The following is an 18,649-nucleotide window of genomic DNA, read 5'->3' as shown; positions in this document are numbered from 1 at the left end:
CATGTGCTCCGGCCGGTCCGACGGTGCGGTCTACCCGTCGAGGTAGGCGCTGTTGTCCTTGGGGCTGCCGTCTTTGACGAGTCGCTTGGCGATGCAGTGGTTGCGGTCGAGACCCCACGAGCGGCACTGGTCGAGGGCCTGCTCCGGATTGCTGTAGCCGGTGTCGACGACCGTGACCCAGTAGCTGCCGTCCCTGTACGAGGCCCAGTCGCCGCTGTGGATGAGGATTGCGCCCGGGTACTTGACCTTGTTGGCCTCGTACTCGTTTAGGATGTCCTGCGCTGACCAGGTCTTGCCGTCGGCCTTGAGGCCGACGTTCTTCGCGCTCACCTGAGTCACCCACTCACCTTCGAGGTCAGCGGCTTTCTCGGTGCCTTCTTCGGTATAGGCGTCGAGCTGGTCTTCCGGGCTCTTCGTCGGTTGGACAAGGTCATCCGAAGGGCTGGGCGACGGGCTGGCCGGCTCGCTGGATCCGACATCCACAGGGACGGTTCCCGAGGACGGCGCGAGCCACCGGATACCGAAGAATCCCACCAAGGCCAGAACCATGAGTATGACGATGATGACGACAGCGATCTTCAGACCATTGCGCGAGGAAGAATCGTCTTGGACGGTGGGCGGAAACTGTGGGGAAGGAGGAGTCTGGGCTCCATTCTGTGTCGAGCCGCCGACGCCATTGCCGGCACCACCGCCGGCAGGCTGCTGAGACTGCTGAGAATTCACATACTGGTGGGAACCGGCAGAGTGAGCGTCATCGAAGGGTGAGCGTCCGGCAGGGGCGAAGACATTGCCGCTGCGAGCTTTCGAGATCGACTGTTCCCCCGTGTGCCGTTCGAGGTACTCGTAGTAGGTCGAGTTGTCGAAATCGGCAGACGAACGTTCCGCGTCATTCCCGTACGACGGGGTCTGACCAGCAGATTCACCTGAACCCTTGTGCCAGTCGTCGCTAGTCGCCGGACGAATGCGCGGCCTCTGTGGAACGTCGCTCATCAGTCCTCCTGAATGCCAGATGTGGTGGCAATCATCTACTTACCTTGGCACGAGTCGAGCAGTCGTTCAACAGGATCGCCGACAGGACGCGTTGCCGACGAAAGCCTACTGCGGAAATCACCGAGTTGGCTTGGCCCCAGCTGTGAAAGTCCCTCCGGGCGTCGACAAAGGTCCCTCCGGGCATCGATGACGACCGTACAAGCCCTTCCACGCGGGCGATTTCAGTGACGAAGGCCCCACCGCAGAAACCAGGATGAATTTGCCCTCCGGCCCGGCATCTCAGTAAGATTGATTCTTGTTGTGTCGTAGCGGGTAGGTCACCGATCGATCTGCTAGGACACACATGGTGCTCACCCACCGCTGCACTCCAGCTTCGGCCATCTCTCACAGGCTACGGCTTCAGCGCTGGTGAGACATCTCGCCCGAACGGGCAGACCTGTTTTGGCGTACACAATTTTCACGGTGACAGTCGAGAGAATTTGTTGATGTCTTCCGACATCGGCGCAAGCAAGCGGAGAGAGCGCGCAAGTGCAATCCCGCAGGGGCTTGTTTCGAGAGTCGGTAACTTGTGAACTGGAGGAGAGACATGGCAGCAACCTGCCAGGTAACCGGGGCAGTCCCCGGTTTCGGACACAACGTGTCCCACTCGAAGCGCCGCACGAAGCGCCGCTTCAACCCGAACATTCAGAAAAAGCGCTACTACGTTCCGTCGTTGCGCCGCAACGTCACGCTGACCCTGTCCGCTAAGGGCATCAAAGTCATCGACGCTCGCGGAATCGACGCTGTGGTCAACGAACTCATCGCCAAGGGAGTGAAGCTCTGATGGCTAAGGCACAGGATGTTCGTCCCATCATCAAGCTCAAGTCGACGGCCGGCACCGGATTCACCTACGTGACCCGCAAGAACCGCCGCAACACCCCGGATCGCATCGTGCTCAAGAAGTACGATCCCGTAGTCCGCAAGCACGTCGATTTCCGAGAGGAGCGCTGAGCGCACATGGCTAAGAAGTCAAAGATCGCAAAAGACAAGCAGCGTCGCGTCATCGTTGAACGCTATGCAGAGCGCCGCGCGACTCTCAAGCGTCAGCTGACCCACCCCGATTCCACCGATGAGCAGCGCGAGGAAGCACGCCTCGCACTGCAGAAGCTTCCCCGCGATGCTTCGCCGGTTCGCGTTCGCAACCGCGACCAGGTGGATGGCCGTCCGCGTGGCTACCTCCGGAAGTTCGGACTCTCGCGAGTTCGCTTCCGCGAAATGGCACACAACGGCGAGTTGCCCGGCGTTACCAAGTCGAGCTGGTAATCTCGAGGAAGTTCGTCATCGGAAAAACGGACCGGTGACCTACCGACTTGTCCTAAGGAGGACACTTTTATGGCTAAGAACCGCAGTGAGCTCGTTGCAGAAGTTGCCGAGAAGTCCGGCCTGACCCAGAAGCAGGTCTCGGACGTGCTCGATGGTGTCTTCGATGTCTTCTCCGACGTCGTGGCCAAGGGCGAAAAGCTCACCATCCCCGGCTGGCTCTCCGTTGAGCGCACCGAGCGTGCCGCTCGCAAGGGTCGCAACCCGCAGACCGGTGAAGAGATCCAGATCAAGGCCGGCTACTCCGTGAAGCTGTCCGCTGGTTCGAAGCTGAAGGGTGCCGCTGGCAGCCCGAACTGATCAACGCAGCAGCGTCGAATGGCCCGGATCGTATGATCCGGGCCATTTGCTGTCTCTGAGCGTCTTCAGCCGTTTCAGACCGCCTTCGAACAGGGAGGATCGTCGTCCCGTACGACTGAACCCACCCTCGCCGAGGCGGCTCCCCGAGATCTCGGCCACGAAGAGATCTCTCGGTTGGCAGTGGCGCGACGCCGAACGATATCCTTGGGTCATGTCAGAAGGGGCGGTCCGCGCGCAGTGAGTTCTACAGGTTTCGAACCGATCACACGGTTCGTGCAACGTGCCACGGTCCCCATCGTCGTCTTCCTCGGGGTGATCGCCGGTCTGGCCGCACTCTTCTTCACCGGAGCAGCCAACCCGACTCTGCTCAATGACCCCGGCTCTGTCGTCCGTTTCGGTCTTCCCGCAGCGAAGTTCGTCTTCAATATTGCGATGTCGCTGACCGTCGGCGCCCTCATGTTCGCCGTCCTCATCCTCCCGCGCACGGCCGGCGGTCGCGCCCGCCGGCACAAGGCCACGGACGATGACGTGCCTCTCGACCCGCTGTGGACGAAGGCCATTCAGATTGCCGAATACTCCTCAGTCGTGTGGACGCTGTCTGCGGTCGCCGTGCTCGTCTTCTCATTCGTCGATACTGTGGGCGCCCAGGCCTATCTCGACTTCTCGAACCAACTGGGCGTGTTCGTCACTCAGATCGCCTACGGGCAGCTGTGGGTGCTCATCGTCGTCCTCATCGCTGTCGCCTCGACCCTGTGCTTCGGCACCCGCTCCCATATCGGCATCGCCGCCGCCGGAGTGCTCAGCGTCGCCGTGATCCTCCCCTTGGCTCTGATGGGCCACTCCGCAGAGGCCTCCGGGCACACGCAGGCCGTCAACAGCCTCGGTCTGCACATCCTCGGCGCGGTCCTCTGGCTCGGTGGGCTCTTCGTCATCGCCCTGTTGGGCACCCGTCTGGCCGCTTCGAAGAACCTCAAGCCGGTCGTCGAACGGTATTCGACGATCGCCCTCATCGCCTTCGGCCTCATCGTCTTCTCCGGAGTCGTCAACTCGCTTCTGCGCGTGCAGGGCTTCGACGACCTCATGACCACGTACGGGCAGGTCATCCTCGCAAAGGCGTTCGCGACGGTCCTGCTCGGTCTGATCGGATTCTGGCACCGTCAGTTCGTCATTTCACGCTTGGGCACAGCCGCCTCGGCGACAGTGGAATTCTGGCGCCTCATCACCGTCGAATTCATCCTCTTCGGGGTCACGATGGGAATGGCCGTGGCCTTGGCCCGGTCACAGCCGCCCGTGCCGCAGGAGCCGGTGGGCGACCCCACCCCGGCCGAGATCCTCACCGGTGATCCGCTGCCGCCGAAGCCGAACCTGTCCCGCTACTTCAGCGAATGGTCGATGGATCCGCTGTGGATCGCGATCGCAGCGGGCGCCTCGATCGCCTACGTCGTGGCGTTCATCAACCTCCGCCGGCGAGGCGACAAATGGCCGGTGCTGCGCCTCATCAGTTGGCTGGTGGGCATGGTCTTCCTCGTCTACGTCACCTCGGGCGGACCCCGGGTCTACGGCGAGGTGCAGTTCTCCGCGCACATGATCGAGCACATGCTCCTGGTCATGGTCGTGCCCCTGCCGCTCGTGCTCGGGGCACCGATCACGATGCTCATGCGCGGAACGAAGGCGCGCACGGACGGGTCCGTCGGCCTGCGCGAATGGGTGCTCTGGCTCGTCCATACTCCGTACCTGCGCTTCTTCGCGCACCCGATCGTGGCGAGTGTGAACTTCGCAGGTTCGCTGGTCGTCTTCTACTACTCGGGAATCATGTACTACGCGCTCGATACTCATATCGGGCACGAACTGATGATCGCGCACTTCCTCGGCGCCGGGTACCTGTTCGCCCAAGCCCTCATCGGCATCGATCCGGGCGTCAAGCGCCCTGTCTTCCCGATGCGGCTCGTGATGCTGCTGGTGACGATGGCCTTCCACGCCTTCTTCGGCATTTCGATCATGAGTTCGAACGTGCTGATCGCCGGAGACTGGTTCGGCAACGTCGGCGCAGGATGGGGCTACACGGCGATCGACGACCAGCAGCTCGGCGGTTCCATCGCGTGGGGCATCGGCGAATTCCCGACCCTGTTCATCGCAATCATGGTCTGCGTCCAATGGGCGAAGTCCTCGGACCGGGAGGCCAAGCGCATCGACCGCAGCGAAGACCGCACCGACGACGCCGAGCTGCGCGCCTACAATGCGATGCTCGCGTCGATGGCCGAACGCGATGCGAAGGCGCCTCCGCGCCGACGGTGAGGTTCGGGGTTGTGCTCGCTGCGCTGACTGCGGTGGTACCTCGATGGCCGGCGTGGTGATCAGACGCGGGGGAGCTGGCCTGACGCGCAGGGACGATTCGCGCCGCAATGGGCCTTGCGAGCTCGCAGCAGTCACAGCTGACTGCTGCACAACCGCTGTGCACGAATGTGCACCGGAAATTCTCGGATTATGGCCAGGTCGTTACCAAAAACTCCGTAACGTGGCGCACACTGATCCTTGGATGAGAAATATCCAAGCGCCCGAAACACTGCGCTGAAGCAGGGGTACACCGGCCGCGCCGATGCGGTCTGAGTGCTCCGGGTTGTCAGCCGGTCGGCGCCGGAGCAAGCCTATTCGCGCATTCAACGGTGACGCGGATTGTGGAAACGAAGGAGTCCCATGAGTTCTCAGAACAATGCTGAGAGGAAGTCGATCCGCGCTCAGCTGCGCAAGGTCGTCGCTGCCTCGATGGCCGGAACGGTCGTCGAATGGTACGAGTTCTTCCTCTACGGTTCGGCCGCCACGCTGGTGTTCAACCACATTCTGTTCCCGCCTTCTGACAATCCGCTGACGCCGATCCTGGCCGGCTTCGCCACCTACGCAGTCGGATTCATCGCCCGCCCCGTCGGTGGCATCGTCTTCGGTCACTTCGGCGACAAGTACGGACGCAAGAAGCTGCTGCAGCTCTCGATCGTCCTCGTCGGTGTGGCCACGTTCCTCATGGGCTGTCTGCCGACCTTCGACCAGATCGGCTACCTCGCTCCGATCCTGCTCGTGCTGTTGCGTGTGGTCCAGGGCTTCGCAGTCGGCGGCGAATGGGGCGGAGCTGTCCTCCTCGTGGCCGAGCACGCTCCGAACAAGGAGCGCGGTTTCTGGGCATCATTCCCGCAGTCCGGCGTGCCCTTGGGCAACCTGCTGGCCACCGCGGTTCTCTTCGTTCTCACTGCAACGCTGACCGAAGAGCACTTCCTGTCGTGGGGCTGGCGCATTTCGTTCTGGCTCTCGGCCGTCATCGTCCTCATCGGCTACTACATCCGCACCCGAGTCTCCGATGCGCCGATCTTCGACGAGGTTCAGGCCGAGGAGATCGAGGAAGGCGTCGACTACGGCATCAAGGCCGTATTCAAGCGCTATCCGCGGGAGGTCTTCGCCGCGATGGGCCTGCGCTTCGTCGAGAACATCCACTACTACCTCGTGGTGACCTTCTCGATCACCTACCTCGCCACGCAGGTGAAGATCGAATCCGCCGAGATCCTCGGTCTCCTCCTCGGCGCCCACGCGATCCACGCAGTCCTCGTTCCACTCGTCGGTGCCGCCACCGACCGGATCGGACGCAAGATGCCCTACGCCGTGGGCATCTTCCTGACCGCGACCTGGGGCTTCTTCGCCTTCCCGATGTATGACACCGGCAGTGCCGGCATGATCTTCCTCGCCCTCCTCATCGGTCTCGTCTTCCACGCACTGATGTACGCGGGCCAACCGGCGATCATGTCCGAGATGTTCCCGACCCGCATGCGCAACTCGGGCGTCTCGACCGGCTACCAGGTGACGGCCATCGTCGCTGGATCCTTCGCGCCGATCATCGCCACCGCACTGCTCGACGCCTTCGGCTCCTCGGTGCCGATCGCGCTCTACCTGCTGGCCGCTGCGATCATCTCGTTCATCGCACTCATGTTCACCCGCGAGACCAAGGGGATCGACCTGCGCTCGCTCGACCATGCAGACAAGGTGCGCCGCGGAGTCGCCACGGCCAGCTGAGGCCGAATGGTGACCCGGTGAGGGGCGGTGTCGGTGAATATCGGCACCGCCCCTTTGCCTGGCGCCGACCTCACCTGTCGGACTGCGACCTACGCTCGGCAGCCGCCTCGGTGCCCACCTCGATGATTCCTCGGCCTCCGCAGGGTGGAAGATGGACACGTACGACAGACTCGAACCACGAAAGGCACATCTCATGGGAGACCTCACCGGCAAACGCGCCCTCGTCACTGGCGGAGCATCCGGGCTCGGAAAAGCGATCGCACAGTCGTTCGCGCGGGCCGGAGCCTCCGTCATCGTCGCCGATGTCGACGCCGACTCGGCACAGGCCGTCGCCGACGACATCGGCGGCGAAGCGTGGGCAGTCAACCTGGCGGACACCGCGGCGCTGGACGGCACCGAGCTCGACGTCGACATCCTCGTCAACAATGCCGGCATCCAGCGGATCCACCCGATCACGGAATTTCCGCTCGAGGACTGGCGGCTGATCAATACGCTCATGCTCGAAGCGCCGTTCGTACTCACGAAGGCGGTGCTGCCGAAGATGTACGAACGCGGTTGGGGACGCATCATCAACCTCTCCTCCGTCCACGGTCTGCGGGCCTCGGCGAACAAGTCCGCGTACGTCGCGGCCAAGCACGGTCTCATGGGACTGACGAAGACGACTGCACTCGAGGCCGGCCCGCACGGAGTGACGTGCAATGCGATCAACCCCGGCTACGTGCTCACGCCACTGGTCAAGGGACAGATCGCCGACCAGGCGAAGACTCACGGCATCAGCGAGGACGAGGTCCTCGAGCAGGTCTTCCTCGGCCATTCCGCGGTGCCCAAGCTCGCCGAACCCGAGGACGTCGCGGCCATCGCGCTCTTCCTGGCCGGGGACCATGCCGCAGTCATCAACGGCAGCGCTCACAGCATCGACGGCGGCTGGGTCGCCGCCTGAACTCTCCCGCATCTCGCTCCCCCTCCCAGAACTACCTGACGGCGGCCTAGCAACCTCGCGCGAGGTAGCTGGGCCGCCGTCAGGTAGCAATTAGAGGGATTCTAGGACTTTGCGGACTCCGGCGTTGCGCAGGGACTCGTGGCGGACCGAGGCCCAATACGACACCTGCTTGGAGAACAGCTCGGGCAGCACCTGCACCAAGCGGGAATTGCCGTGGGCGAGGAAGTCGGGCAGGATGCCGATCCCGGCCCCGTGCGAGGTCGCGAGCACATGCGCATGCACCGAGGTCGACCGGAAGAATCCCTTCCCGCGCGGAAGTGCGTCGGCCGCCTCGTCGAGATCATCGACCCGCAGCGAATTCTCGATGTAGTAGACCATCCGGTGGTCGGCCAGATCATCCAGCGTCTGCGGCATCGGATGCGAGGCGATGTAATCCTGCGAAGCGTAGAGCTGGAGCCTGTAGTCGCGGATGTGCTTGGCGATCGAGCGCGGGGCATCCGGACGTCCCACGACGATTTCGATATCGACGCCCGACCGATACTGCCGGGCCCGCTGCGTAGCGGTGATCAGTTCGATCTGCAGTCCCGGGTGCTGCCCCTGCAGTTCGGTAAGCGCCGGAACGGCGTACTCAAGGGCGAAGGCCTGCGGGCACGCCAGCCGGATCGTTCCGGACAGAGCGGAATTCGAATGCGCATCGATGCGCCCCAGAGCGGCCTCGATGTCCTCGGCGATCGGCAGCAGCTGACGCCCGGCGGCGCTGAGCTCCCACCCGTCGGGCGAGGCCACGAGCACGCGATCGCCGTACGCCTTCTCAAGCGCGGCGATGCGTCTGGACACGGTCGTGTGGTTGAGGCCGAGGCTGTGTGCCGCGGCCGTGAACTTCCCAAGCCGGGCGACGGCGAGCAGAGTCAGCAGATCCTCGGGGGCGATCTGCGGACCGGAACTGCCAGGTGCATAGGAAGCCATAGTGGCCCCATTCTATCTGCGTACGCGCACATAACCGGTGCGGAAGAGGTGAGGCTCCCCGCCGGGCTTCCGCGCGTTCACTGGCGTACTGTGAGAGGGAACACGAAAGAGTTGCTGAACATGATGCGAGGAGGCATATTATGTCGACGATTGGATGGGTTGGCCTGGGAAATATGGGCCGCCCGATGACTGCGAACCTGGTCAAGGCCGGTCACACCGTCAATGGTTTCGATCTCGTCCCCGAGGCCGTGGACGCAGCCGCGAAGAGCGGGGTGAACCCCGTGAATTCCATCGCCGAGGCGGTCGCCGGTGCCGATATCGTCTTCACGATGCTGCCCAAGGGCGAGCACGCGCGCACCGCATACCTCGAGCCCGACGGAGTCCTGGCCAACGCAGACCGGAAGACCCTCCTCATCGATTCCTCGACGATCGACTTCGATTCGGCCCGCCTCCTCCACTCCGAGGCGAAGAAGGCAGGCTTCCGCCTCATCGACGGTCCCGTCTCCGGCGGCGTCACCGGTGCCGAGGCCGGCACCTTGACGTTCATGCTCGGCGGCGACGACGCCGACATCGAAGAGGCCCGACCCGTCATCGAGGCAATGGCCGGGAACATCTTCCACGCCGGCGGTGACGCCGCAGGTCAGGCCGCGAAGATCGTCAACAACATGATGCTCTCGATCAGCCTTCAGGGTGTCGTCGAAGGCGCTGTGCTGGCCGATCGCTTCGGCCTCGATCCGAAGGTCTTCCACGATATTGCCAAGGTGTCCTCCGGCGACTCCTGGCCGCTGCGGACCTGGTATCCGGTGCCCGGCGTGACCACCACGGCCGCGGCGAACAACGAGTTCAAGCCCGGTTTCGCCACCGCACTCATGCACAAGGACGTCGGCCTGGCCCTCGCCGGCGCCGAGACCCAGGGGGTCGACCTCCCGGCGGCCACCCTCGTCCATGCACAGCTGCAGAAGCTCATTGACGAAGACCTCGGCGGACTCGACACCTCCGCGCTGATCAAGAACATCGACCCGAACGCCGAGGGCCTGCCGAAGTAAGCACTCAACCGACGCCGAGGCGGTTGGAACAAGCACAGCCCGCTCACAACGGCGGCACCGAGCTGCGGACGATCCAGGTCGAGGAATCACGATGATTTCGACCCGGATCGTCCGCATTTCGTTTCTCGGCCGGGCATCCTCGGCGACCTGAAACTTCGCGCGGCTCATGCAAGACTGGAGACATGAGTACGCCAGATTCCCCCTCACTGTCCGCCGACGACATCGCAGCCATCATCGGCAACCTCGACGAGGTGGCTGACCGTGCCCGTGCCGCCGCCGAGTCGAGCGGTCGCAGCGGTGACGATGTGCGCGTGCTGCTGGCCACGAAGACGCAGCCGGCAGAGAAGATCCGCGTCGCCCTCGAGCACGGGTTCACCCTCATCGGCGAGAACAAGGTGCAGGAGATCACCGGCAAGGCCGAGGCTCTCGCCGACCTCAACCCCGAGACCCACCTCATCGGACCCCTGCAGAAGAACAAGGTCAATCACACCCTGCGGCACGCTCACTGCATCCAGTCCGTCGATAACCTCCCGCTGGCCGAGAAGATCAACAACCGTCTCGACGTCCTCGATGAGACCATCGACTACTTCATCCAGGTCAACACCTCCCGCGAAGACTCGAAGTTCGGTGTCGCGCCCGAAGACGCCGAGGAGCTCGTCACCGCGACACGGGAGCTCGGCCGGATGCGGCTGCGCGGACTCATGACGATCGGCCTTCCCGGCAGCAGTCCCGAAGAGATCCGCCCAAGCTACTCCGACCTGCGCGAACTCAGCGAGAAGCTGCGCGGGGCCGGGGTCATGCCCGCCGAGGCGACCGAGCTGTCGATGGGCATGAGCAACGACTTCGAACTCGCGATCGCCGAGGGCGCCACGATCGTCCGAGTCGGCTCGAGCATCTTCGGCGCCCGCGACTACACCTGAACGACAGTCCCTCCCGCCGCTGATCGGCGGCGGCCGAAACCAACGCCGGACCGATCACAGTCGGAACCGGCACCGGGCTGCCTGCGGACAGAGCCAACGCCGGACCGGGCGCGAGCGGAACTGTCACACAATGACACCGGGGAGGCCGCCTCGGTGGGGGATCTGCGATCATAGAACCATGAACAGCAGTCCAGAATTCTCCGCGTCAGCCACTTCGTCGGCACGGGACGTCAAGGTCCGTGCGCCCGAACTCGTCGGCCGCCGATGGATGAACTCCGGCGGCAAGGATCTGACCCTGGCCGACCTGCGCGGAAAGGTCGTTCTCCTCGACTTCTGGACCTTCTGCTGCATCAATTGCCTCCACGTCCTCGACGAACTGCGCCCGTTGGAGGAGAAGTACGCACAAGAGCTCGTCATCATCGGCGTGCACTCGCCGAAATTCGAGTTCGAACGCACCGTCGAAGCCGTCGACCAGGCCGTGGAACGGTACCAGGTCGAGCACCTCGTCCTCGACGATCCCGACCTCGTCACCTGGCAGGCCTACACCGCCCGCGCCTGGCCGACGTTGGCCGTCATCGACCCCGAGGGCTACCTCGTAGCGACCATGTCCGGTGAAGGCCACGCGGCCGGTCTCACCGAGATCATCGAGGGCCTCATCGAGGAGCACTCGGCCAAGGGCACCCTCCACTCCGGCGACGGACCCTACGTTCCGCCGCCTGCCCCGGAGACAGACCTGTTCTACCCCGGAAAGGCCACCCGGCTGCCCTCGGGCCACCTCATCGTCGCCGATTCCGGACACCACAGCCTCGTCGAATACGACGACGATGCGGCCACGATCATCCGCCGTATCGGCACCGGTGAGCGCGGCGCGGACGACGGCGACTTCGCCTCGGCGAGCTTCAGCGAACCCGGCGGAATCACTGTGCTGCCTGCCGATCTGGCGGCCGAAGTCGGCTACGACCTCGTCGTCGCCGACACCGTCAACCACACCCTGCGCGGGATCGACCTGACGAACGAGACGGTCACGACCATCGCCGGCACCGGTGAGCAGCACATGGTCGGTGCCATCGACAACGTCCGCGGCAAGCCCGGTGAGCTGGGACGATACGATGGACCCGCGGTAGACGTGAAGCTGTCGTCGCCGTGGGATGTCCTCTTCGTCCCCTCCACCGCCGAGGTGGTCGTGGCGATGGCCGGCAACCACACCATCTGGTCTTTCGATCCGAAGGACGGCACGATCCGCATCCTCTCGGGCACGATGAACGAGGGCCTGGTCGACGGCGACGGCGAGTCAGCCTGGTTCGCCCAATCCTCCGGTCTCGACCTCGGGCCAGCGGGCGAGGTGTTCGTCGCCGACTCCGAGACCTCGGCGATCCGCCGCCTCGACCCCGCCACCGGTGAGGTGTCCTCGTTGGTGGGCGTCGGACTCTTCGACTTCGGCTTCCGCGACGGACCGGCCGCCGAAGCCCGCCTGCAGCACCCGCTGGGAGTGCGCAGCCTGCCTGACGGGTCGGTCGCGATCGCCGACACCTACAACGGTGCGATCCGCCGCTTCGACCCGAGGACCGAGGAAGTCACGACCCTGGCGCGCGGCCTGCGCGAACCCTCGGACATCGTCCTCATCGGCAACGAAGGCACCCCCGATGACGCCGAACTCATCGTCGTCGAGTCCGCCGCACACGCACTCACCCGGGTGAAGCTGCCCAAGGACGCCCAGAAGGTCGACGAAGGCGCATTGACGACGAAGCGCCCTTCGACGGAGATCGCCTCCGGTCCGGTGTCGCTGACCGTGAGTTTCACTGTCCCAGCTGGTCAGAAGCTCGACGACCGGTGGGGTGATCCCACGTTCCTGCAGGTGTCTGCGACGCCGCCGGAACTCATCTCCTCAGGAGAAGGCGGAGCCGAGGGGCTCAGCAGAGATATCGTCATCAATCCCGAGTACACCGAGGGAGTGCTGCACGTGACAGCGCGTGCTGCAGCCTGCGACGGTGAGCCCGGGGGAGAGATCCCGCTGCACGCGGCCTGCCACCTCTACCAGCAGGACTGGGGCATCCCCGTCGAGCTCGTGGATTCGGCTCCGAACGCACTCACCCTCGACCTCCGCGGCGCCTGAGCGCTCGGCCACCGGAGCGAGGGCCGCTGTCGATCAGGCGGACGGTAGTCGCAGAATCGCCCATGCACGGAGATTGCTGGGTCGATCCACGGTGGTTGCGGCGTTCTGAACGCCGTGGATCGACCCAACAATCACTGTGGCAAGGAGAACCGCGAGAGGCGCATCCGTCGGAGGTCCGGACACGGGCCTGTGGAGCGGGACTGGGACCTCAGCAGGAGGAGCGCCCCTCAGGCGATGGTGACGTCGCCGAGGCGGCGCGGTTCGAAACTCACCTGTGAGGACTTGACGACCACCGAGCCGCCGAGGACGAAGGAGAGCTTCTCGTCGAAGTCGTGTTCGGCAGCGGTGACGATGTCGCGGTAACGTCCCTTGACCCGTACCTCGACCGTCGAGGGAGTGAGTTCGAGATCGCTGCCGGACGAGGTCAGCCCGATCTGCGGACTGCGCTCGAGCGACCAGGAGACATCGCCGATGATCTCGTTGTCCGTGTCGTAGCCGAAGACGCAGCCGGCCGGCATGAGCGTCTTCGACTTCATGCAGTCCTGCAGATGGTCGGTGACCTGCTCCTCCACGGTCTGCTCGAGCTTGGCCGTGGGTTCGGGCGAGAGCTTCACGGTGGGGGAGTCGCCAGGGGCGGTCACCTCGGTGCGTAGGGATCGCGACTTCAGATACGTCGCATCGAAACCGACGAGGTAGCTCGCCGGGAACAGCACGGGCACACTCCCCGTGCTGACCCCGTATCCGTTGACCGTCGCCGTCGACGAACCGGCGACGTCCAGGGTCAAGGTCGGCCATTCTTCCTGTTCGATGGCCCAGCGGTTGAAGAGTCCCGCGCTGGCAGGCAGGCGGACCATGTTGAGATCGACGGTCTGCTCCCGCGAGGACAGGTTGTAGCTGAGGCTGACCTTCGCGTGATCGCCGTCGACGGAAACGGTCTCGGCCTCGGGCTCGCGCGGTAGATCGGGAGCCGCGGAGAGCACTTCGTCACTGAGTGCCAAGGTCGATGTCGGAGTCGGCGTGGACAGGTAGGAGAAGGCACTCTGCGCATCGCCGCGTTCGATCGCCGAGATATAGGATTCGGCGGCTCGCGCGGGCGTGTAGACGGTGAAGTTGAGGAGGGGGACCGCTGCCACTGTGAGGACGACGACCGTCAGCGCTGAGATCAGAAGTCTGCGCGACGTTCGCATGGCGCTCCTGATTCGGTTGGGGACTTGAGGGGACTGGGCAGTTCTCAGTCTATCTGCCGCGGATCACTCGACCGGGTAGGCATGCAGGGCAGAGGTGTCGACCTCGACGAAGACATGTGTGCCGACCTTGACGTTGGCTCGCAGTTCGGAGATCGTCGCGCCGAGTCCCGGGTGCAGTACACCGAATCCGATGGTCGGCTTTTCGCTCGCGTCTGACTCGTCGGTCGCCGCAGAATCCTCAGCCGATTCGGCGGATGCGTCGGACTTCGTCGAATCCGGCTGCGTTCTCGGCACTCCGGCGAGGTCGGCGAGGTCGACGTCGAGCGCGAGTCCCATCTCCGTGTCGACCGGTGAGAGCTTCGCCTGCAGACAGGAACCGCGATCGCGCAGTCCCGTGACGATGGCTTCGAACACCGTCGCCGAGGTGAACGCCGGGTCGTGTTCGTCCAGTGACAGGAGGGCGGCACGCCACCCGAGGGTGACGAACACCTTCCCGTCGAGTTCGGTGCGGGCGCGCACGGCCGAATGGCCGATGGACAGCCATCCCTTCCGGGCCAGCCCGGAATAGACATTGACGCCGCTGAGCTCGGCCGGCAGCGAACCTCGCGGTTCGGTGACGATCTGCTCCAAGGAGCCGAGCGCGACGAGTTGGTCCTTTTCGATGTCGGCCACCCCCGCCTCGGCGATGGTGTGGTCGGTCAGCGAATTCGAGCTGAAGACGACACCGCGGCCCTCCTGGGCGACGAGTTCGGCGAAGCGACCCCGCAGCCCGGTGCGCAGATGGCCGGGGACCGAACCGAACGGGTCGATGAGAGTCAGCCACTTCGCGCCGCTCGCCCAGGCCGCGGCTAGGGCGAGGCGGGCACGATCGGTCGCGTCGAGGTCGTCGAGGCGACTGCGCAGAACATCGGGACGCAGTCCGAATGAAGTCAATGCAGCCGGTGGATCCGCTGCCGATGCCGCCTCCCCAGATCCGGCATCGGCTTCGCGAAGATAGCTCTTCATCCAGCTGCGCACACGCAAGCGACCCGACCGGCGACCGGTCGGGAAGCGTGGTGGTGGTGCGACGTGGGGCAGGGCCGCCGCGGACAGCACCACTGAGGTGGTGCTGTCCGGGCTGCCCATGAGTCCGAGCATTGTCCCTGCTCGCAGACGTCCGAGGTCGATCTCGCGTCCGTCGAGCTGCAGCCCCGCGAGGGACAATTCATCGTTCAACGCGGCTTAGAACTCCGCGGGATCGTCGGAGGCGTTCATCCGCCGACGGGTGATGATGACAGCTGCTGCACCGACTGCGAGCAGACCGACACCGAGAGCCAGTCCGGTCATCTCGGCACCGGTGCGCGGCAGGTCGCTGCCCGAATCGTTCGAGCCACTGCCGTTCCCGGCCCCGTTTCCGCCCTCGTCGACGGCGGTGCCGTTGGTGAGCACGGTGAAGCTTCCGCCCTGGGGCTCATCGAAGCTCTCGGCCTGGGCACGCACGTTGTAGGTGCCGAGCACGGCCTTGACCTTGGCCTGGACACCGAACGTGACCTTGCCATCGGAATCGGCTTCCTTGGTCATCGTGTAGCGGTCGACCTTGCCCTGGGCATGCTCGACCGTGATCGAGACCTTCTCGCCGGGCTGAGCCCCGCTGACGCCGATCTTGATGCCGTCGTTCAGGAAGTCCTCGGAGCTGACCTCGGTGGGGTTGATGAACATGGACGCCTGTGCGGCTGCGGCAGGCTTCTTGTCCTCGGTGCCGGGGCTGGCCGGACCGGTGGACTCGGGAGCCTCGCCCTCGGCCTTCTTGTCGTCTTCGGCCGCGTCTTCGGCACCGTCGGGCTCATCGACCTTGGGCTCGTCGGACTTCGGCGCTTCGTCCTTCGGACCCTCGGCGGGTCCCGGCTTCACACCGTCGGCAGGAGCCTTGTCGTCCTTGTCCTCGCCCTTGTCGGTCTCCGTCGGGCTCGGCTTGGGCGCTTCGGTGGTGGGCTCTTCGGTCTTCGTCTCCGACGGACTCGGCTTCGGTGCCTCGGTGGTGGGCTCCTCGGTCTTGGTCTCCGTCGGCTCGGGAGCCTTCGTGGTCGGATCCTCGGTCTTCGTCTCCGACGGGCTGGGCTTCGGTGCCTCGGTGGTGGGCTCCTCGGTCTTCGTCTCAGAGGGCTCCGGGGACTTCGTTTCGCTGGGAGTCTCGTCCGGAGTCTTGATGGGACCGGTGGCCGAATCGCACTTATCGTCGTCGCCCTTGCCCGGTTCGTCGACCTCGGAGGCCTTGGAGACGACCTCGAAGGTCACCTTCGAAGACTTCTTCTCGGACTTGAGATCGGTGAGGTAGAGCGAGTACTCGCCGACAGGCACCTGGGCACCGTCGGTGACGGTGAAGAAGTAGGTGCCGGAGACCTTTCCGTCTTCGTCGACCGTGAGCTTCTTGTCCGGCGAGTATTCGGTGCCATCGGTGCCGACGACGGTCACCGTGGCCTTCTGGTCCGGACTGAATCCGGTGCCGGAGAAGCCGATTCCCTTTTTGTCGTCAGCTATGTCGGCGCGGGTCACCTGCGCCTGCGCAAGGGTCGCCTGCGGATCCGACTCGTCGGGAACCGAAGAATCCGATTCGGAGCTGCTCGATGACTGCTGATCACCCTGGGCGCACAGCGGTTGCTGAGGGACCGAAGCGGTGGACTCTGTCGCTGCGAACGCCGGGGCGCCAGCAAGACCTGTCAATGCAACGGCTACTGCGGGGGCAAGCACAAGACGCGAGGTCTTCACAGTAATGCCTTTCGATTGTTGTCTACCCACGAAAGACGATGGACTCCCGGCATTCCTTGGCTTAAGAAGGGGAAGGCACCATCGTGCGCGGGTCCGTACAGCTCATTACCCTAAAGCATTCATCCGCCGCTATGGGGAGACACACGGGTAAAAATCAGGAGAATTCCCGAGAATCGTTACCGTTTTGTGACATAGTTTCGGCGTGTCGGTAGATTTTGCCGGCCGGTTATGCGTATTCGACCCATGGTTCGGCAGAAGGGAGAGGAGAGAAAGCTCAAGCGTGCGGGGCTTGCAGCGACTACCATCGGAAGCGTGACTCTCCTTTCCGACCGCGACATCCGCGCCGAGCTCGACTCCGGACGCATCGCCCTCGACCCCTACGACCCGTCGCTGATCCAGCCGGCCAGCGTCGACGTGTGTCTCGACCGCTACTTCCGGCTCTTCGACAACCACAAGTACGCGGTCATCGACCCGAGCCTCGAGCAGCCCGAACTCACCCGTTTCGTCGAAGCCGCTCCGGGGGAGCCCTTCGTCCTCCACCCGGGGGAGTTCGTCCTCGCATCCACTCATGAGCTCGTGACTCTGCCCGTCGATGTCGCGGCTCGGCTCGAGGGCAAGTCCTCGCTCGGACGTCTCGGTCTCCTGACCCATTCGACGGCCGGTTTCATCGACCCCGGTTTCAGCGGCCACGTCACCCTGGAGCTGTCGAACGTCGCGACCCTGCCGATCACCCTGTGGCCGGGGATGAAGATCGGCCAGCTCTGCTTCTTCCGACTCAGCTCGGCGGCGGAGAACCCCTACGGTTCCCAGGCCACGGGCAACCGCTACCAGGGCCAGCGCGGCCCGACCGCTTCCCGTTCGCACCTCAATTTCTATCGGAGGGACATGTGATCACCCGCCGCGAACTGCGGCTGCAACGCGAAGCCGCTGAACGCGCCGCCCGGGAACAGGCCGATGCCGCGCGCTACCAGGCCCCCGACGCTCAGGCCGCGAGCAGGCGGCGGACCGGGATGCCGTCGACGGGACGGCCCGGATACGGCGGTGGCACGTCTGCGCCCGAGGACACGGCCACCTCGGCGGATCTGCGCGGTTTCCACCTCATCCTCCTCGATGATGCGGTCGAGGTCTCCGACGTCCTCGCGCTCATCCACAACAAGCTGCCCGATCTGCGCCCCGTGCTCGACGAGCACGGGCAGCTGCGCCTGAGCCGGCACTCCCGACTGAGCTCCGGGGCTGCCCTCGACCCGGCCGATGCCGCCGCGCTCGAAGTCCCCGACTGGGCTCGGCATGCCATCGTCATCGACTGCCCCCGGGATCGGCAGCCGACCCCGCCGCCGGACTGGTTCGCCGACGCCGACGGACTCCACGAGGCCTTCCCCAACGGAATGCCGGATCGGGAGGAGGAGCGGATGCTCAGCCTCATGCTCTCCGTCGCCTCCCGCCTCCACACGGGCGTGCGCCTGGCCGACGAGCCCGGACTGCCGACGCGGGTGATCATCCCCGACCCGGAGGCGAAGGTCGACCTCTACATCTACTCCTCGTACTGGATGGAGCCGTCGGTCGCGCTCGACTTCGTCCGCCGCCATGCCCCGCACGCCTTCCAACAGTCCCTGCCCACCCCCGACGAGGATGTGCTGGCCCAAGCGAGCATCGACGATCCGCTCTTCGACCCTTCGGCCCCGGTCATCCTCGACGGCTATGCCCTGCTCGTTCCGCTCGGCGAGATCGATGAATCCGCCGGCAGCCTCGAGATCCGAGTGATGGAAGCCGAGTGGGTTCCGCCGATCGTCGCCGCCCACACCGTCGCCCCGCAGATCGAATACCACGTGCACTGGATGGACACCGAGTCGAAGCGCTATCAGCCGAACCAGGGTCGCCGCTTCCGACGGATGCGCGGTCGGGTGGCCGAACTCACAGATGCGATCGGAGCCGAGCTGCTCGTCGGCTCGGACGGCATCGGTCTCGACGAGAACGGCTTCCTCGTGACCAGCAGACAGCTGCGCGCGTGACCAGCTGTCGGATCCGCGCGT

The 18,649-nt window shown here is 64.7% G+C and carries 17 protein-coding genes; 12 read left to right on the top strand and 5 right to left on the bottom strand.

The genetic code is table 11. The features are described from left to right. Nucleotides 1-30 precede the first annotated feature (30 nt). Nucleotides 31-990, bottom strand: coding sequence for a protein kinase (locus HK108_RS10920; RefSeq protein ID WP_181271549.1), 960 nt, complete (start codon nucleotides 988-990; stop codon nucleotides 31-33). A gap of 586 nt (nucleotides 991-1,576) precedes the next feature. Between HK108_RS10920 and rpmB the strand changes: the two genes are divergently transcribed. From rpmB to HK108_RS10885, 7 genes are all read left to right on the top strand, one after another. Further along, on the top strand, nucleotides 1,577-1,813 hold the full coding sequence (gene rpmB / locus HK108_RS10915; protein WP_025779147.1) for a 50S ribosomal protein L28: 237 nt from the start codon (nucleotides 1,577-1,579) through the stop codon (nucleotides 1,811-1,813). Then, nucleotides 1,813-1,980 (top strand): 50S ribosomal protein L33, encoded by a 168-nt coding sequence (gene rpmG, locus HK108_RS10910; protein ID WP_039211931.1) that lies wholly within the window; start codon nucleotides 1,813-1,815, stop codon nucleotides 1,978-1,980. The genes rpmB and rpmG overlap by 1 nt, the downstream gene beginning before the upstream one ends. A 6-nt stretch (nucleotides 1,981-1,986) precedes the next feature. Further along, nucleotides 1,987-2,292: a 30S ribosomal protein S14 gene (gene rpsN / locus HK108_RS10905; RefSeq protein WP_025779151.1), complete on the top strand. Its 306-nt coding sequence runs from the start codon at nucleotides 1,987-1,989 to the stop codon at nucleotides 2,290-2,292. A gap of 69 nt (nucleotides 2,293-2,361) precedes the next feature. Further along, nucleotides 2,362-2,649 carry an HU family DNA-binding protein gene (locus HK108_RS10900; protein WP_025779153.1) on the top strand — a complete coding sequence of 96 codons (288 nt, stop codon included), beginning with the start codon at nucleotides 2,362-2,364 and terminating at the stop codon, nucleotides 2,647-2,649. Nucleotides 2,650-2,886: 237 nt separating this feature from the next. Beyond that, the gene (locus HK108_RS10895) at nucleotides 2,887-4,944 is read left to right on the top strand and encodes a bifunctional copper resistance protein CopD/cytochrome c oxidase assembly protein (RefSeq protein ID WP_181271547.1); all 2,058 of its coding nucleotides are present in this window, start codon (nucleotides 2,887-2,889) and stop codon (nucleotides 4,942-4,944) included. A 399-nt stretch (nucleotides 4,945-5,343) separates the two neighbouring features. Beyond that, nucleotides 5,344-6,702 (top strand): MFS transporter, encoded by a 1,359-nt coding sequence (locus tag HK108_RS10890; RefSeq protein ID WP_219922314.1) that lies wholly within the window; start codon nucleotides 5,344-5,346, stop codon nucleotides 6,700-6,702. Nucleotides 6,703-6,853: 151 nt separating this feature from the next. Further along, a complete protein-coding gene (locus HK108_RS10885) occupies nucleotides 6,854-7,642 on the top strand; it encodes a 3-hydroxybutyrate dehydrogenase (RefSeq protein ID WP_229664081.1) in 789 nt (262 codons plus the stop codon). A 90-nt stretch (nucleotides 7,643-7,732) separates the two neighbouring features. Here HK108_RS10885 and HK108_RS10880 read toward each other — a convergent pair whose 3' ends face one another. Continuing rightward, on the bottom strand, nucleotides 7,733-8,608 hold the full coding sequence (locus HK108_RS10880; protein WP_139468973.1) for a LysR family transcriptional regulator: 876 nt from the start codon (nucleotides 8,606-8,608) through the stop codon (nucleotides 7,733-7,735). Between the two features lie 140 nt (nucleotides 8,609-8,748). Between HK108_RS10880 and mmsB the strand changes: the two genes are divergently transcribed. The 3 genes from mmsB (at nucleotide 8,749) to HK108_RS10865 (ending at nucleotide 12,687) form a co-directional block, all read left to right on the top strand. Next, nucleotides 8,749-9,654, top strand: a complete 906-nt coding sequence (gene mmsB, locus HK108_RS10875) for a 3-hydroxyisobutyrate dehydrogenase (RefSeq protein ID WP_181271546.1) — start codon at nucleotides 8,749-8,751, stop codon at nucleotides 9,652-9,654. Nucleotides 9,655-9,836: 182 nt separating this feature from the next. Further along, nucleotides 9,837-10,574 (top strand): YggS family pyridoxal phosphate-dependent enzyme, encoded by a 738-nt coding sequence (locus HK108_RS10870; protein WP_181271544.1) that lies wholly within the window; start codon nucleotides 9,837-9,839, stop codon nucleotides 10,572-10,574. A gap of 178 nt (nucleotides 10,575-10,752) precedes the next feature. Further along, nucleotides 10,753-12,687, top strand: a complete 1,935-nt coding sequence (locus tag HK108_RS10865) for an NHL domain-containing thioredoxin family protein (protein ID WP_181271542.1) — start codon at nucleotides 10,753-10,755, stop codon at nucleotides 12,685-12,687. A 227-nt stretch (nucleotides 12,688-12,914) separates the two neighbouring features. On the opposite strand, the gene HK108_RS10860 is transcribed toward HK108_RS10865, so the two are convergent. The 3 genes from HK108_RS10860 to HK108_RS19110 all read right to left on the bottom strand — a co-directional run bounded on the left by HK108_RS10860 (nucleotide 12,915) and on the right by HK108_RS19110 (nucleotide 16,619). Beyond that, nucleotides 12,915-13,874 carry a hypothetical protein gene (locus HK108_RS10860; RefSeq protein WP_181271541.1) on the bottom strand — a complete coding sequence of 320 codons (960 nt, stop codon included), beginning with the start codon at nucleotides 13,872-13,874 and terminating at the stop codon, nucleotides 12,915-12,917. A gap of 63 nt (nucleotides 13,875-13,937) precedes the next feature. Then, nucleotides 13,938-15,089 carry an ABC transporter gene (locus HK108_RS10855; RefSeq protein WP_181271539.1) on the bottom strand — a complete coding sequence of 384 codons (1,152 nt, stop codon included), beginning with the start codon at nucleotides 15,087-15,089 and terminating at the stop codon, nucleotides 13,938-13,940. Between the two features lie 6 nt (nucleotides 15,090-15,095). After that, a complete protein-coding gene (locus tag HK108_RS19110; protein ID WP_181271537.1) occupies nucleotides 15,096-16,619 on the bottom strand; it encodes an LPXTG cell wall anchor domain-containing protein in 1,524 nt (507 codons plus the stop codon). 312 nt (nucleotides 16,620-16,931) lie between these two features. Here HK108_RS19110 and dcd point away from each other — a divergent pair, with 312 nt between their 5' ends. Then, complete coding sequence (gene dcd, locus HK108_RS10845) at nucleotides 16,932-17,510, top strand: dCTP deaminase (RefSeq protein ID WP_139468980.1); 579 nt, start codon at nucleotides 16,932-16,934, stop codon at nucleotides 17,508-17,510. Then, nucleotides 17,507-18,628 carry a hypothetical protein gene (locus tag HK108_RS10840; RefSeq protein ID WP_229664080.1) on the top strand — a complete coding sequence of 374 codons (1,122 nt, stop codon included), beginning with the start codon at nucleotides 17,507-17,509 and terminating at the stop codon, nucleotides 18,626-18,628. The genes dcd and HK108_RS10840 overlap by 4 nt, the downstream gene beginning before the upstream one ends. The last annotated feature ends 21 nt before the right edge of the window (nucleotides 18,629-18,649 follow it).

It is taken from the genome of Brevibacterium sediminis (assembly GCF_013623905.1).
Classification (GTDB): Bacteria; Actinomycetota; Actinomycetes; order Actinomycetales; family Brevibacteriaceae; genus Brevibacterium; species Brevibacterium sediminis.
Note: the sequence above shows the minus strand (reverse complement) of the source record. Positions and strands in the feature narration are given on the sequence as shown.